Raw genomic sequence first — 14125 nt, 5'->3', positions numbered from 1 at the left:
AGTGTCGCGATCGGATCGGCACCAAACGTTGGACGGATGCGCTGCGATCCTATGTTATTGTGACCATGCCCTCAGTTCCTGCCTCTTCTCTGCCTGCCGCGCCGCCGCGGATCTACGACCGGGCGGAGCGTGTCAGCGATGCGATGATCCATCTCGCGGGGCTCGCCCTGGCGGTGGCCGCCGTGCCGGTGCTGATCACCCTGACGGCGGTCTGGCGCGACGATGTGACGGACATCGTCGGCGTGTCCGTCTATGGCGCGACGCTCATCGCGATGCTGTCGGCGTCGCTGGCCTATAATCACGTCCCCCACCCCGACTGGTCGGACCTGCTGCGCCGGATCGACATGTCGGCGATCTATCTCAAGATCGCGGGGACCGTGACGCCCTTCGCCCTGCTGTCGGACACGGGCGCCGTATTTCTGGCCTCGATGTGGAGCGGGGCGGCCCTGGCCACGGCAACCGTCTTCCTGCGCCGCCGCCGCACCAGCGGGCTGAGCGTATGCATCGCGCTGGCGATGGGCTGGGCGGTGCTGGTCGGGGGCGGCGACGTGATCGCGACCACGACCTGGCCGGTCTTCGGGCTGATGCTGGCGGGGGGACTGCTTTATTCGCTGGGCACACCGTTTCTGCTGCTGGACAAGCTGCGCTTCCACAACGCGATCTGGCACGGCTTCGTCGTGCTTGCCTCCGTCGCGTTCTGCGTGGCGATCTTCTGGCATCTGGCGGCGACGAGTCTGGTCTGAGGCTTCGTCCCTCAGTCGTGAAGCCGGCGCAGTGGAATTCCGCTCTCGCAGCGTGGATGTCGTATAGGGGGACAAATCCAGAGCGGGCGGCTAGGAATTCGACGTAAGGTCAGATACGGTTTTTGTTGAATAAGCCTTGAGGTCCCCGGTCATGTCCAGAATCAAAAGTTTATGTCTCGGGATTGCCCTCGTTGCCTCCGGTGTGGTCGCGGCGAATGCCGGGACCGTCGATATCGACTTCGTCGAGAGCGCGGGCGGCGTGTCCATGTCCGGCTCCGGCGACATAACGCTGGGCAGCGGGCTGAGTTTACTGTTCACGACGAGCAACAGCGGGCTGCACTTCGTCAACCCAGCGGCCGGCGGCTTCGGCATGGGGGCGGTCGCTTCCATCGACGCATATGAGTTCGCGGCGACGACCAGCTTTGGGACGAGCGTCTCCACGCTCCTTGCGCCGGGAACGGGCGATCCTTTCGGCATCGCCTTCAACAGTCGCGACCCGGTTCTGTTGGTGCCCGAGAACTACACGACCGGCACGCCGCTGGCCTTCACGCTGGAGGCGCCGGGCAGCAGCTTCGCCAGCCTCGGCATCACGCCGACCGACGTGACGATCACGGCGGGTGCCAACGCCATCAACCTGAATTTCTCGACCGCCGTCGTGCCGCTGCCGGCCGGCGTCGTGCTGCTCATGACCGCTCTCGCCGGTCTCGGGCTTACCGGCGCACGACGCAAATCCGCCGCCTGACACGCGCCCCCCGGCACACGCCCCCGGCGCGACCGTCCCCGCGTAATTCGCGGTCGGTCGGGCCAGGCGGGTTTATGAAGACGCCGCTCTGGACCGTTGGTCCGCAGAAGGCTAGCTGTGCCCGGTCAACGAAAAGAGGGAGCGGGCAATGGCGTTCGGCAAGGGCCATCATCTGCATCTGATCGACGGCTCGGCCTTCATCTTTCGCGCCTTCCACGCGCTGCCGCCGTTGACCCGCAAGTCGGACGGCCTGCCGATCGGCGCGGTCTCGGGCTTTTGCAACATGCTCGACCGCTATGTGCGGGACAATTCGGGGGCGAACGCGGCCACCCATGTCGCGGTGATCTTCGACAAGGGCAGCCACACCTTCCGCAACGATCTCTATGACCAGTACAAGGCCAACCGCTCGGAGATGCCCGAGGATCTGCGCCCCCAGATCCCGCTGACCCGCGACGCCACCCGCGCCTTCAACATCGCCTGCGAGGAGATCGAGGGCTGGGAGGCCGACGACATCATCGCCACCCTCGCCTGCCAGGCGCGCGACGCGGGCGGGCGCGTGACGATCCTGAGCTCCGACAAGGATCTGATGCAGCTGGTCGGCGACGGGGTCGAGATGCTCGACCCGATGAAGAACGTCCGCATCGACGCCGATGGCGTGCGCGAGAAATTCGGCGTGCCCCCCGAGCGTGTCGTCGATGTGCAGGCGCTGGCGGGAGATTCGGTCGACAACGTGCCGGGCGCGCCGGGGATCGGCATCAAGACCGCCGCCCAACTCATCAACGAATACGGCTCACTGGAGGAGCTGCTCGACCGCGCGGAAGAAATCAAGCAGCCCAAACGCCGCCAGACGCTGATCGAGCATCGCACCCAGATCGAGCTGTCGAAGCGTCTCGTGCAGCTCGACTGCGAGACCCCGCTCGACTTCACCCTGGACGACCTGGAGATCCGGGACGCCGACCCCGACCGGCTGCTGACCTTCCTGACGGAGATGGAGTTTCGCACCCTCACCCGGAAGATCGCGGAGCGTCTCGACCGGGAACCGCCGCCGATGCCCGAGGCCGCGGCCCCCGCCGCGCCCGACACGCCCAAGGATCCGCCGATCGACCCGGCCGGCTATGAGATCGTGCGCGACCTCGACGCGCTGAGAGCCTGGATCGACCGCATCAACGCAGCCGGGCAGGTGGCCGTCGACACCGAGACGACCTCCCTCGACGAGATGCGCGCCGATCTCGTCGGCATCAGCTTCGCCACGGAACCGGGTGTCGCCTGCTACATCCCGCTCGCCCACCGCGCGGGCGGCGGCGACCTGTTCGACGCGGACGCACTGGCCGAGGGGCAGGTCGACAAGGCCGAGGCGCTGGCGCTGCTCAAGCCCCTGCTGGAGGATCCTGCCGTCCTCAAGATCGGGCAGAACATGAAATACGACGTGAAGATCTTCGCGTCCGAAGGGATCGACGTCGCCCCGATCGACGACACGATGCTCTTGAGCTACGCGCAGAATGCCGGCCTGCACGGGCACGGGATGGACCAGCTGTCCGACCGCTACCTCAACCACCAACCGATCCCCATCAAGGAGCTGATCGGCTCCGGCAAGTCGCAGATCACCTTCGACCGGGTCGCCATCGACAAGGCCGCGCCCTATGCCGCCGAGGACGCGGATGTGACGCTGCGCCTCCACCGCCTGTTCAAGCCGCGGCTGCACCTCAACAAGGTCACACGGGTCTACGAGACGCTGGAGCGCCCGATGGTCCCCGTCCTCGCCCGGATGGAGCGGCACGGCATCCAGGTCGACCGCGGGGTGCTCAGCCGCATGTCCGGCGCCTTCGCGCAGAAGATGGCCGCGCTGGAGGAGGAGATCCACGCAGCAGCCGGTCAGCCGTTCAATGTCGGCTCGCCCTCCCAGCTGGGCGAGATCCTGTTCGGCGAGATGGGCCTGCCCGGCGGCAAGAAGACCAAGGCCGGCAAGTGGTCGACCAGCGCCGACGCGCTGGAGGATCTCGCGACCGAGCACACGCTACCTCGGCTGGTCCTGGACTGGCGCCAGATCAGCAAGCTGAAATCGACTTATACCGACGCGCTCCAGGAGCATATCAACCCGGACACGGGCCGGGTGCACACCTCCTATTCCATCGCCGGGGCGAATACGGGGCGCCTCGCCTCGACCGACCCCAACCTCCAGAACATCCCGGTGCGCACCGAGGAGGGCCGTCGCATCCGCGAGGCCTTCGTCGCGCCGGAGGGGCGGGTGATCGTCTCGCTCGACTACTCCCAGATCGAGCTGCGCATCCTGGCCCATATCGCCGGGATCGACGCGCTGAAGCAGGCGTTCAAGGACGGCCAGGACATCCATGCGATCACCGCGTCCCAGATGTTCGGCGTGCCGCTGGACCAGATGACGCCCGAGGTGCGCCGTCAGGCCAAGGCGATCAATTTCGGCGTGATCTACGGCATCTCGGGCTTCGGCCTCGCCCGCAACCTGCGCATCCCCCGCGAGGAGGCGCAGGCCTTCATCGACACCTATTTCGAGCGCTTCCCCGGCATCCGCGCCTATATGGACGACACCGTGGCCTTCGCGAAGGAGCATGGCCGCGTCGAAACCCTGTTCGGCCGCCGCATCCACACGCCCGAGATCAACGCCAAGGGCCCCGGCGCGGGCTTTGCCCGGCGGGCGGCGATCAACGCCCCGATCCAGGGCACGGCGGCGGACGTCATCCGCCGCGCGATGATCCGCATGGACGATGCCATCGCGGACCTGGACGCAAAGATGCTGCTCCAGGTCCATGACGAACTGATCTTCGAGGTGGCCGAGGACGATGTGGACGCTCTGGTCGTGCGCGCCCGCGAGGTGATGGAGGGCGCGAACATGCCCGTGGTCGACCTCTCGGTGCCGCTGACGGTGGATGACGGGCGCGGCGCGAACTGGGCCGAGGCGCATTGATGCACGCCCGGGCCCGCCGCCGCGTCCGCGTCGGACCGCCCGGCTGACGCCGATGCTCATCGCGTTCAACAAGCCGATGAACGTGCTCAGCCAGTTCACCGACGAGGGGCGCTGGCCCGGCCTCAAGCACCATATCGATATGCCCGGCGTCTATGCCGCCGGACGGCTGGACCGGGACAGCGAGGGGCTGCTGCTGCTGACCGATGACGGCAAGCTCCAGGCGCGCATCGCAAGCCCCAAGGCCAAGATGCCCAAGACCTATCTCGCCCAGGTGGAAGGCACGCCCACCGCCGAGGCCCTCGATGCCTTGCGCCGGGGTGTGACGCTCAAGGACGGGCCGACGAGACCCGCCAGGGTGGAGGAGGTGCCCGCCCCCGCCTGGCTCTGGCCCCGCGACCCGCCGGTGCGGGTGCGCAAGACCGTGCCGGATGCTTGGCTCAAGCTTACGATCACCGAGGGGCGCAACCGTCAGCTCCGGCGCATGACCGCCCATGTCGGGCTGCCGACCCTGCGCCTGATCCGCGTGGCCATCGGCCCCTGGTCCCTGAACGGGCTCGCCCCCGGGGAATGGCGCGAGGTCTCCCCGGCAGGCTAGGATGGCGCCCCCGCGCCGAGAACGACCGAATGCGACACCCGGGGGAGGCCGCCATCGCGGTGGCACAGGCAAACGGACCGCGGGTGTTTCTCGGCCCGATGCGTGCCTGACGATCTGTCCCAGGTCTTGGCCGTGGTCCGCCGACCCGTCCTGGCTGGCTGGCCCGCGCGGTCACGCGCGGGCCGCGCGCAAGGATCAGGATGGCCGAGGGCTGCCCCCTGGCCGGTCCGGCGCTACTCCGACCGCACCAGCCGTGCCACCACGCGGCGGGTCAGGGGCGCAACCAACAGCACTGCGGGAAAAGCCACGAGCCAGCTCGACGGCCAATTGCCGCTCCAGAGGATCTGCGCGCCCTCGGTCAGCCCCACGGCGCGGATCATGGCGATCCCCGACACCAGGAGCGACATCAGGCCCGAGAGGATCAGGCCGAACAGGATCGGCGCAAAGCGCGCGGGGATCATAAGGCCTCCAGGGACGGAGCGGGCAAGGCCTCCCGCAGATCGGCAAAACGGGCGCGCGTGCGGGCCAGATCGGCCCCGGCGGGCAGGATCAGGTCGGGCAGGTCGGGCAGGCGCAGGGCGATGCGCCGCCAGGCATGGACGCAGAGCACGCGGAGCACGGCGCGTGTCAGCGCGTCCTGGGGCAGGTCCGCCTCCAGCGCCTGGGCCAGCCGGTCGAACCGCGCCCGGGTGGCCCCGATCAGCGCCACCGTCTCGGGCGGCAGCAGCGCGGACCGCAGCCAATCGGGCGCCCGGTCCAGCGGATAGGTGAGCGTCTCGGGCCCCTCGACCGGCGAAGCGGCCACGCGGATCCCGGGGGCCACGGCGTGGCCCTCTGCGTCCGGTCCCAGGACGACATAGGCGCGCGTGACGGGCTGGGGTCCGTAGATGCGGGGCTGCGCGGCCTCAGACTCCGCGCGACCCTGCGCGCTGAGCCGGTAGACGGAATGCCGCCCGGCCCGTCGCCGCTCCAGCCAGCCTTCCTTGTGGAGCCGGTGCAGCGCCGTGCGCAAAGCCTCGGGCCTGAGCCCCATCGCCTCACAGAGCCGGGCGAGCGTCGCGCTGTCGATCTCCTGGCCTTCGGCCCGGGCAAGGTCGCCGAAGATCGTCACGATCACCGACCAAGTCCGCGGCGGCGTGCCATCGGTCAGGATCAGGACATGGGGATGCGGCGCGGTCATGCCTTCGCTCTAGCGCGGGCCGGCGGGAAGCGGAACGACCCTCGCTACCCCCCGCGCGCGACCATGGTGAGCAGGTCGTATTCGGCGACGGCCTCGCCCGCCCCATCGACCACGCGCACCGCCCAACGGATCTCTCCGTAGTCGGACGTGCGGGGGGTCTTGCCCTTGACGGTCAGATGCACGCGGATGGCCGTGCCCGGCGGCGCGGGCTTGAGGAAGCGCAGATCGTCCAGCCCGGTATTGGCCAGAACCGGGCCCTCCTCGGGCGCGACGAAGAGACCGGCCGCGAAGCTCAGGATCAGGTAGCCATGAGCGACCCGGCCGGGGAAGAACGGGTTCCGCGCGGCCGCCGCGTCGTCCATGTGGGCGTAGAACGTGTCGCCGGTGAACTCCGCGAAATGGGCGATGTCCTCGGAGCGGATAACCCGCTCCTCGGTCGTGAGCGTGTCACCGATGGCGAGGTCGTCGAAGGTCCGGCGGAACGGGTGGACCGGGCCGGGCCTCGTGGCCGCCCCGGCAACGTGACGCCCGCCGATGGCCTGGAGCATCGTCGGGCTGCCCTGCACCGCCGTGCGCTGCATGTAGTGCAGCACGCCCCGCACGCCGCCCAGCTCCTCCCCGCCCCCGGCGCGGCCCGGCCCGCCATGGACCATATGCGGCATCGGCGCGCCGTGGCCGGTGCTTTCGCTCATCGACTCGCGGTCGTTGAAGTAAAGCCGCCCGTGCCAGGCGGCCATGCCCGCGACCGCCTGCATCGCGACCTCCGGGTCGTGGGTGATGATCGAGGCGACGAGGCTGCCCTCGCCGCGATTGGCCAGCGCGACGGCGTGGTCGAGGTCGCGATAGGGCAGGACGGTCGAGACGGGGCCGAAGGCTTCGGTGTCGTGCAGGCGCCGCGCGGCGTCCGGGTCGGCGCAATGCAGCAGGATCGGGGGGAGGAAGGCACCCGGCCGGTCCGCGAAGGCGTCCGGGTCGCCGTGGACGCGCTCCGCCTCGGTTTCGAGCGTGGCGATCTTGGCGCGCACGTCCTGCCTCTGTTCCCGGCTGACCAGCGCCCCCATCCGCGTGCGCTCATCCTGCGGTTCTCCGACCCTTGTCTTCGCCAGCTGCCCGGACAGCGCCTCGATGGTCGCCTGGGCCAGTGCCCCGGGCACGATCAGCCGCCGGGTCGCGGTGCATTTCTGGCCGGCCTTGGTGGTGATCTCGCGGACGGCCTCTTTTACGAACAGGTCGAATTCAGGCGTGCCCGGCGCGGCGTCCGGTCCCAGAATCGAGGCGTTCAGACTGTCCTGCTCGGCCACGAAGCGGACCGCGTTCGCCAGCAGGTTGGGGTTGGACCGGAGCGTCAGCGCCGTCGCCGCCGAGCCGGTGAACCCCACCGCGTCCTGAGGCCCCAGCCGGTCGAGCATATCGCCCAAGCCGCCCGCCACGAATTGCAGCGCGCCCGGGGGAAGGATGCCCGAGTCGAGGATCAGCCGCACCGCCAGTTCGGTGACATAGCTGGTGGCCGTGGCGGGCTTCACGATGGCCGGGACCCCGGCCAGAAGGGTCGGCGCCAGCTTTTCCAGCATGCCCCAGACGGGGAAGTTGAAAGCGTTGATATGGACAGCGACCCCCTGCAGCGGCACGCAGACATGTTGGCCCAGGAAGGTTCCGGTCCGGCTCAGCTGTTCGGGCGCGCCGTCGAGATAGACCCGCGCGTCCGGCATCTCGCGGCGGCCCTTGGAGGCGTAGACGAAGGTCGTCCCGATGCCGCCATCGATGTCGAAGGCATGGTCGCGTGTGGTGGCTCCGGTGGCATAGCTGATGTCGTAGAGCGCCTGCTTATGCTCGGTCAGGTGCAGGGCAAGCGCCTTCAGCATCCGCGCCCGGTCGTGGAAGGTCAGCGCCCTCAGAGCCGGGCCGCCGACCCGGCGCGCGTGGTCCAGCATCCCCTGCGCGTCCAGCGCCGCTCCCCCGGCCCGGGCGATGATGTCTCCGGTGACGGCGCTCTCGATCTCGCGGGCCTCGGCGCCCGGCGGCACCCAGCGGCCTTCGGCGAAGCTATGCACCTGCATCAGGGTCATCGGCGATCCTCCCTCGCTGATTAATTGACCGCCCGGTCGGTTTATGCAAGCGTCCGGTCCGGGAGGATTCCGATGACACCGGATGAACGCGCCGCGCGCGCCGCCGCCGCCATGTGGGCGACGGATGAAGCGTCGAAATGGCTGGGGATGGAGTTGGGCGCCGTCACCGAGGGGCGCGCCGTGCTGACGCTCCGGGTCGCGGCCCATCACTGCAACGGCCACGGCACCTGCCATGGCGGGGTGATCTTCGCTCTGGCCGACAGCGCGTTCGCCTTCGCCTGCAACTCCCGCAACGCGGCCACGGTGGCGCAGCACGCGCAGGTCAGCTTCACCGCGCCCGCCCGCGCGGGCGACCTTCTGACCGCCGAGGCGCGCGAGGTCCACCAACAGGGCCGGAACGGCATCTACGACGTGTGCGTCACCGGCCCGGCGGGCACCGTCGCGGAGTTCCGCGGCATGTCGCGCCAGGTGCGCGGACAGCTCTTCGAGGAGGAGACATGAAGGACCTGACCCCGGACCCCGCGACCCTCGACCCGGCGGAGACGATGCCCCGGGACCGGCTGGAGGCGCTGCAACTGGACCGCCTGCGCGAGACGCTGCGCCATGCCTACGCGAACGTGCCCACCTATCGCGCGAAGTTCGATGCGGCGGGGGTCACGCCCGATATGCTGGAGACCCTGGCCGACCTGGCCAGATTTCCCTTCACCGTGAAGGACGATCTGCGCCAGGCCTACCCGTTCGGCATGTTCGCCGTGCCGCGCGAAAAGATCGCGCGCATCCATGCCTCCTCCGGCACGACGGGCAAACCCACGGTCGTCGGTTACACTGCCGAAGACCTGGAGATCTGGGGCGATCTGGTCGCGCGCTGCCTCCGGGCGGCGGGCGTGCGCCCGGGCGACATGGTGCACAACGCCTATGGCTATGGCCTCTTCACCGGCGGGCTGGGCGCCCATGCGGGGATCGAGAAACTGGGCGCCACGGTCGTCCCCGTCTCCGGCGGCATGACCGCGCGGCAGGTCCAGCTGATCGAGGATTTCCGCCCCAAGGCGATTTGCGTGACGCCCAGCTACATGCTGAACATCCTGGAGGAATATCACCGCCAGGGGCGCGACCCGCGCGCCTGCCCGCTGGAGGTCGGCATCTTCGGCGCCGAGCCCTGGACCCCGGCCATGCGCGCCGAGATCGAGACGGCCTTCGACATGCATGCCGTCGACATCTACGGCCTCAGTGAGGTGATGGGCCCCGGCGTCGCGCAGGAATGCGTCGATGCGAAGGGCGGGCTGCATGTCTGGGAGGATCACTTCCTGCCCGAGATCATCGATCCCGAGACCGGCGACGTGCTGCCCGACGGGCAGGAGGGAGAGCTGGTCTTTACCACCCTGACCAAGCGCGGGATGCCGGTGATCCGCTACCGCACGCGGGACCTGACGACGCTGATGCCGGGGACCGCGCGGACGCATCGCCGGATGGCCAAGGTGACGGGGCGGTCCGACGACATGATCATCCTGCGCGGCGTCAACGTCTTCCCCACCCAGATCGAGGAGCGGGTGCTGGGCGTGACGGGCCTCGCCCCGTATTTTCAGATCGAACTGGTTCGGTCCGGCCATATGGACGCGATGCGCGTCCATGTGGAGGCGCTGCCGGGCGCCGATGGCGCGGCCTGTGGCGACGCGCTCGCGCTGGAGATCAAGGAGCGGATCGGGATCACCTGCGAGATCGTCCTGGCCGAAGTGGGCGGGGTGGAGCGCAGCCAGGGCAAGGCCCGCCGCGTCGTCGACAATCGCGGGACCGGGCCGGGCGCCTGAATGGCCCGCCCCCGCGCCCATGACCACGACGCCAAGCGCGCCGCGATCCTGAAAGGCGCCGCCCGCGTCTTCGCGCGCGAGGGGATCGCCCGCGCCTCCATGTCGGGAGTGGCACGGGAATGCGGGGTGTCGAAGGCGAACCTCTACCACTACCACGACAGCAAGGACGCGCTGCTCTTTGCGATCCTGGACGGGTATCTGTCCTCTCTGCGCGACCGGCTCTGCGATCTGCCCCTTCCGGCAGACCCGCGCGGCGCGTTGCTGGCGCTGACGACCGAGGCCCTGCTGGCCTATGAGGGGATGGACGACGAACACCGGATCCAGACCGAAGGGATGGCGGTGCTGCCGCCCGCCCAGGCCGGGGTGCTGAAGGGCTACCAGCGGGACATGGTCGCACGCATGGCCGATGTGCTGCGCCGCGCAGCGCCAGCGCTGGAGGGACAGCGGCTGCGCGAAGCGGTGATGAGCGTGTTCGGGATGCTCAACTGGTTCTACATGTGGTCGCCCGGCGCGGATGCGGCCGCGCGCCACGCTTACGCCCGCACGGTGACCGACCTCGCGCTGGGCGGCGTCGGCGCGCTCGGGACATCGTGCGGCGACGAGGGCGCATAGCGACAGACGAGCGCATCGTCAGTGGCCGGTATCGTATTCGATCACGACCCGCGCGCTCACCGGGTAGGACTGGCAGCCCAGGACATAGCCCCGCTCGACCTCGTAATCCTCCAGCGCGTGGTTCTGCACCATCTCGACCTCGCCCTCGACCACACGGCACATGCAGGTGGAGCAGACCCCCGCCCGGCAGGCATAGGGGGCATCGATGGCGTTCTCCAGGGCGGCGTCGAGCAGGGATTGGTCGCGCTCCATGGTGATCTCATGGGCCGCGCCGTCGATGCGGATCGTGGCGACGGTGGGCTTGGCCTCCGCGGCGTCCCGCGGTCGCTGGGGCAAACGGCCCGGCTGGGCCGCGGCGAAGAGTTCCACATGGATGCGGTCCTTGGGCAGCCCATGGGCGCCGAGCCGCTCCCGCACGGTCTCCATCAGCCCCTCCGGCCCGCAGATGAACGCCTCGTCCACCGTGTCGACCTGCACCCAGCTGTCGAAGAGGGCATCCAACTTCGCCGCGTCGATCCGCCCGGTGAAAAGCGGGATGTCCTGCGCGTCCTGCTTGAGGATGTGAACGATGGCCAGCCGGGCCAGGAAGCGGGACTTCAGATCGTCGAGCTCGGTCTGGAACATGATCGTGTTCACCGCCCGATTGGCATAGAGCAGCGTCACGCGAGAGCGCGGCTCCCGCTCCAGCACGGTGCGGGCGATGGACAGGATCGGGGTGATCCCGGACCCGGCCGCCACCAGCAGGTAATGGCGCTCCGCATCGGGGGCGATTGCGCTATGGAAGCGGCCCATGGGCGGCATCGCCTCGACCGTGTCGCCGGGGGCGAGATTCTGCGCCCAAGTGCTGAACGCCCCGCCCTCGACCCTCTTGATGCCGACGCGCAGAGGCTCCCCCGGGGCGGCGCAGATCGAATAGCTGCGGCGGATCTCGGTCCCGTCGAAGTCGCGGCGCAGGGTCAGATACTGGCCCTGCACGAAGTCGAAACCGGGCGCGTCCTCGAAGATGACGGCCACCGCGTCGCGGGTCAGGCGCTCGACAGCGGCGACGGTGAGAGGCTGGAACGGCATCAGTGGCACTTGAAATAGTCGAAGGGCTCGGCGCAGGCGTCGCACCGCCATTGTGCCTTGCACGGGGTGGAGCCATGGCGGCTGACTTGCGTGACCGTCGTGGCGCCGCAATGGGGGCAGGCCTCGGGGCCGCGGGTGGCGGGCGGGGCGATGCCGTAGCGGCGCAGCTTCTCGCGCGCGGCCTCGGTCAGCCAGTCGGTCGTCCAGGGCGGGTCAATGCGGGAGGTGACGGTGGGTGTCAGCCCAGCGTCGAGCAGCGCGGCCTCGACGGCGATGGCGATGACGAAGGTGGCGGGGCAGCCGGAATAGGTCGGGGTGATGGCGACGCGCACGGCGCGGCCGTCCAGCGCGACCTCCCGCACGATCCCCAGATCGGTGATCGAGATCACCGGGATCTCGGGGTCCGGGATCTGCGACAGCAAGGCCCAGACGTCCCCCTCCGTGGCGGGCGGCGGGCCGTCACGGCGCACGGGCCGGTCGGCCAGCGCACCGGGGACGGGGGCGGGGGCGGGCCGGGCTACCATCTGGCCCCCGGATAGGCGCGCTGAAGCCACTGCATCGTCGTCAGCATATGGCCCAGATGTTCCGAATGCCGCGCCCCATCCTTGCCGCCGCGATGGGCGAACGCGCCCTCCGGCACGGTCAGCGTGGCCCGGGTCAGCGTGGTCCGCACGCTCTCCTCCCAGGGATCCGCCAGCGCGGAGGGGAGCGGCGCGATCCCGGCCTCCGCCATGGCGCGGTCGATGGCGTCATCGGCCAGCATCTCGCCCGCATAGGGCCAGAGCCGGTCCAGCGCGGCCTGCATCCGCCCGTGACTTTCCTCGGTGCCGTCGCCCAGCGCCACCACCAGCTCGGCGGAGCGGTCGGCATGATAGGCGACTTCCTTCACCGCCTTGGCCGCGATGGCGGCGACGCGCGGATCTCCGGACAAGGTGAGCCGCTCCAGCATCAGCCGGTGCCAGGCGTCGAACAGAAAGCTGCGCATCAGCGTGCGGCCGAAATCCCCGTTGGGCTGCTCGACCAGCAGGAGGTTGCGGAAATCCCAGGCATCGCGCGTCATCGCCAGATCGTCCGCACTGCGACCCGCGCCCTCGGTCTCGGCCGCGAGGCCCAGCCACATCTGCGTCTGTCCGATCAGGTCCAGCGCGGTGTTGGCCGTCGCGATATCCTCCTCCAGCGCGGGCGCGGTGCCGCACCATTCCGACAGGCGATGGCCCAGGACGAGCGTATTGTCGCCCATGCGGCAGAGGAACTCGAAGAGCTCTGCCGCAGGCTGCGACGCGGGGGGACGGGGGTCGGTCGCGCTCACATCGCCCCCACATCGTCGGGAATGTCGAAGAAGGTCGGGTGCCGGTAGGTTTTGCTATCCGCCGGGTCGAACATCGGCCCCTTTTCGGAGGGGGCCGACGCGGTGATCTGCACCGAGGGCACCACCCAGATCGAGACCCCCTCATGGCGGCGGGTATAGACGTCGCGGGCCGCGCGCATCGCCCGCTCCGCGTCCGGTGCGTGGAGCGAGCCGACATGGCGGTGGCTCATCCCGTGCTGGCCGCGGATGAAGACCTCCCAGAGGGGCCATTCGCGGCGGGCCGTCCGGCCTTCGGGTGCTTCGGGGCCGGGCTGGCTGGCGTGATCGCTCATGGGGCAACCTCCTCGAAGGTGCAGATCCGGCAGGCGCTCGTCTCGACCGCGTCCCGACCGAAGGCGTGATCAGTCGCGCCGGGGGCGCGCGGCTGCGAAAGACGGTCCATCGCGTCCTCACGCGTCGGGACATGCCTCTCGGGGAGAGACCACAGTAGGAGAGGCGGCGGCGCCATGGGGTCGAAGCAAGCCGCGCGCATCTCGGAGGAACGGGCAGGGAGGGCATTGAAGACAGAGGCGGCGGGGGAGCCGATACCGGTCCGGACCGACAGGTTGGGAATCACCTCCGCATCGCCCGGCAGCGCGATCTCGGCGGCGCTCCCGCCCTCCGGCCGCATGCGCCAAACGAAGCCGGGGTTTCGCTCGGCCAGGGCATTGGTCCGGTCGGGAGTTTCCATGAACCCCGCCATCCGCGCGTCGTCGAGCGGGGGGCGGGTATCGCCGACAGCCGGCTCCGCGAGGGTCGAGCCGGGCCTGTCTTGACTGCGGCCTTGCGGGAGCAGGAAGGCGGGGCGCGCCGACCGATGCGCCTCACCCTGGGCTCTAGCGGAGATGGAAGGGCTCGGAGAACGCATGTCAGCACTCCTTCCAGCCGGGAGGGGGCGGCTCGGAGATCAGGGCGACCAGATCGCCCCCGTCCGGCACATCGCCCAGGTTGCCCGACATCCGCTCGATCTCGGTCACGACGATCAGGCGGATGTCCCTGCCCCCTGGAACTTCCGCGCACAAGGGCAT

Annotated in this window: 16 protein-coding genes; 7 read left to right on the top strand and 9 right to left on the bottom strand. The window is 69.5% G+C overall.

The annotated features are described in order from the left end of the window. Positions 1 to 65 precede the first annotated feature (65 nt). From trhA to DTQ71_RS01635, 4 genes are all read left to right on the top strand, one after another. Positions 66 to 743 (top strand): PAQR family membrane homeostasis protein TrhA, encoded by a 678-nt coding sequence (gene trhA / locus DTQ71_RS01650; RefSeq protein WP_109562539.1) that lies wholly within the window; start codon positions 66 to 68, stop codon positions 741 to 743. 151 nt (positions 744 to 894) lie between these two features. Further along, positions 895 to 1485: a VPLPA-CTERM sorting domain-containing protein gene (locus tag DTQ71_RS01645; RefSeq protein WP_109562538.1), complete on the top strand. Its 591-nt coding sequence runs from the start codon at positions 895 to 897 to the stop codon at positions 1483 to 1485. A 148-nt stretch (positions 1486 to 1633) separates the two neighbouring features. Beyond that, the gene (gene polA, locus DTQ71_RS01640) at positions 1634 to 4423 is read left to right on the top strand and encodes a DNA polymerase I (RefSeq protein WP_109562537.1); all 2790 of its coding nucleotides are present in this window, start codon (positions 1634 to 1636) and stop codon (positions 4421 to 4423) included. 52 nt (positions 4424 to 4475) lie between these two features. Further along, positions 4476 to 5018, top strand: a complete 543-nt coding sequence (locus tag DTQ71_RS01635) for a pseudouridine synthase (RefSeq protein ID WP_109562536.1) — start codon at positions 4476 to 4478, stop codon at positions 5016 to 5018. Positions 5019 to 5251: 233 nt separating this feature from the next. Here DTQ71_RS01635 and DTQ71_RS01630 read toward each other — a convergent pair whose 3' ends face one another. The 3 genes from DTQ71_RS01630 to paaZ are packed head-to-tail and all read right to left on the bottom strand — an operon-like array spanning position 5252 to position 8264. Further along, positions 5252 to 5479: a DUF2798 domain-containing protein gene (locus tag DTQ71_RS01630; RefSeq protein ID WP_109562535.1), complete on the bottom strand. Its 228-nt coding sequence runs from the start codon at positions 5477 to 5479 to the stop codon at positions 5252 to 5254. Beyond that, positions 5476 to 6198, bottom strand: coding sequence for a PaaX family transcriptional regulator C-terminal domain-containing protein (locus DTQ71_RS01625; RefSeq protein ID WP_109562534.1), 723 nt, complete (start codon positions 6196 to 6198; stop codon positions 5476 to 5478). Before DTQ71_RS01625 ends, DTQ71_RS01630 begins: the two co-directional genes overlap by 4 nt. A gap of 44 nt (positions 6199 to 6242) precedes the next feature. After that, positions 6243 to 8264 carry a phenylacetic acid degradation bifunctional protein PaaZ gene (gene paaZ / locus DTQ71_RS01620; protein ID WP_109562533.1) on the bottom strand — a complete coding sequence of 674 codons (2022 nt, stop codon included), beginning with the start codon at positions 8262 to 8264 and terminating at the stop codon, positions 6243 to 6245. A gap of 72 nt (positions 8265 to 8336) precedes the next feature. Between paaZ and paaI the strand changes: the two genes are divergently transcribed. The 3 genes from paaI to DTQ71_RS01605 are packed head-to-tail and all read left to right on the top strand — an operon-like array spanning position 8337 to position 10681. Beyond that, entirely contained in the window at positions 8337 to 8765 is a 429-nt protein-coding gene (paaI, locus tag DTQ71_RS01615) for a hydroxyphenylacetyl-CoA thioesterase PaaI (protein WP_109562532.1), read from the top strand. Further along, positions 8762 to 10069 carry a phenylacetate--CoA ligase PaaK gene (gene paaK, locus DTQ71_RS01610; protein WP_109562531.1) on the top strand — a complete coding sequence of 436 codons (1308 nt, stop codon included), beginning with the start codon at positions 8762 to 8764 and terminating at the stop codon, positions 10067 to 10069. The genes paaI and paaK overlap by 4 nt, the downstream gene beginning before the upstream one ends. Continuing rightward, positions 10070 to 10681, top strand: coding sequence for a TetR/AcrR family transcriptional regulator (locus DTQ71_RS01605; RefSeq protein WP_109562530.1), 612 nt, complete (start codon positions 10070 to 10072; stop codon positions 10679 to 10681). Between the two features lie 18 nt (positions 10682 to 10699). Here DTQ71_RS01605 and DTQ71_RS01600 read toward each other — a convergent pair whose 3' ends face one another. From DTQ71_RS01600 to DTQ71_RS23315, 6 genes are all read right to left on the bottom strand, one after another. Further along, entirely contained in the window at positions 10700 to 11749 is a 1050-nt protein-coding gene (locus DTQ71_RS01600; RefSeq protein WP_170125261.1) for a 2Fe-2S iron-sulfur cluster-binding protein, read from the bottom strand. After that, positions 11749 to 12273, bottom strand: coding sequence for a 1,2-phenylacetyl-CoA epoxidase subunit PaaD (gene paaD, locus DTQ71_RS01595; RefSeq protein ID WP_109562529.1), 525 nt, complete (start codon positions 12271 to 12273; stop codon positions 11749 to 11751). The genes DTQ71_RS01600 and paaD overlap by 1 nt, the downstream gene beginning before the upstream one ends. Continuing rightward, positions 12267 to 12989, bottom strand: coding sequence for a 1,2-phenylacetyl-CoA epoxidase subunit PaaC (gene paaC, locus DTQ71_RS01590; RefSeq protein WP_109562528.1), 723 nt, complete (start codon positions 12987 to 12989; stop codon positions 12267 to 12269). Before paaC ends, paaD begins: the two co-directional genes overlap by 7 nt. Before the next feature lie 65 nt (positions 12990 to 13054). Further along, positions 13055 to 13390 carry a 1,2-phenylacetyl-CoA epoxidase subunit PaaB gene (paaB, locus tag DTQ71_RS01585; RefSeq protein ID WP_109562527.1) on the bottom strand — a complete coding sequence of 112 codons (336 nt, stop codon included), beginning with the start codon at positions 13388 to 13390 and terminating at the stop codon, positions 13055 to 13057. Further along, entirely contained in the window at positions 13387 to 13965 is a 579-nt protein-coding gene (locus DTQ71_RS01580; RefSeq protein WP_109562526.1) for a DUF3291 domain-containing protein, read from the bottom strand. Before DTQ71_RS01580 ends, paaB begins: the two co-directional genes overlap by 4 nt. Position 13966: 1 nt before the next feature. Next, complete coding sequence (locus tag DTQ71_RS23315; RefSeq protein WP_170125260.1) at positions 13967 to 14125, bottom strand: hypothetical protein; 159 nt, start codon at positions 14123 to 14125, stop codon at positions 13967 to 13969.

It is taken from the genome of Jannaschia seohaensis (assembly GCF_900116765.1).
Classification (GTDB): domain Bacteria; phylum Pseudomonadota; class Alphaproteobacteria; order Rhodobacterales; family Rhodobacteraceae; genus Jannaschia; species Jannaschia seohaensis.
This window is presented reverse-complemented; position numbering and strand designations above follow the sequence as displayed.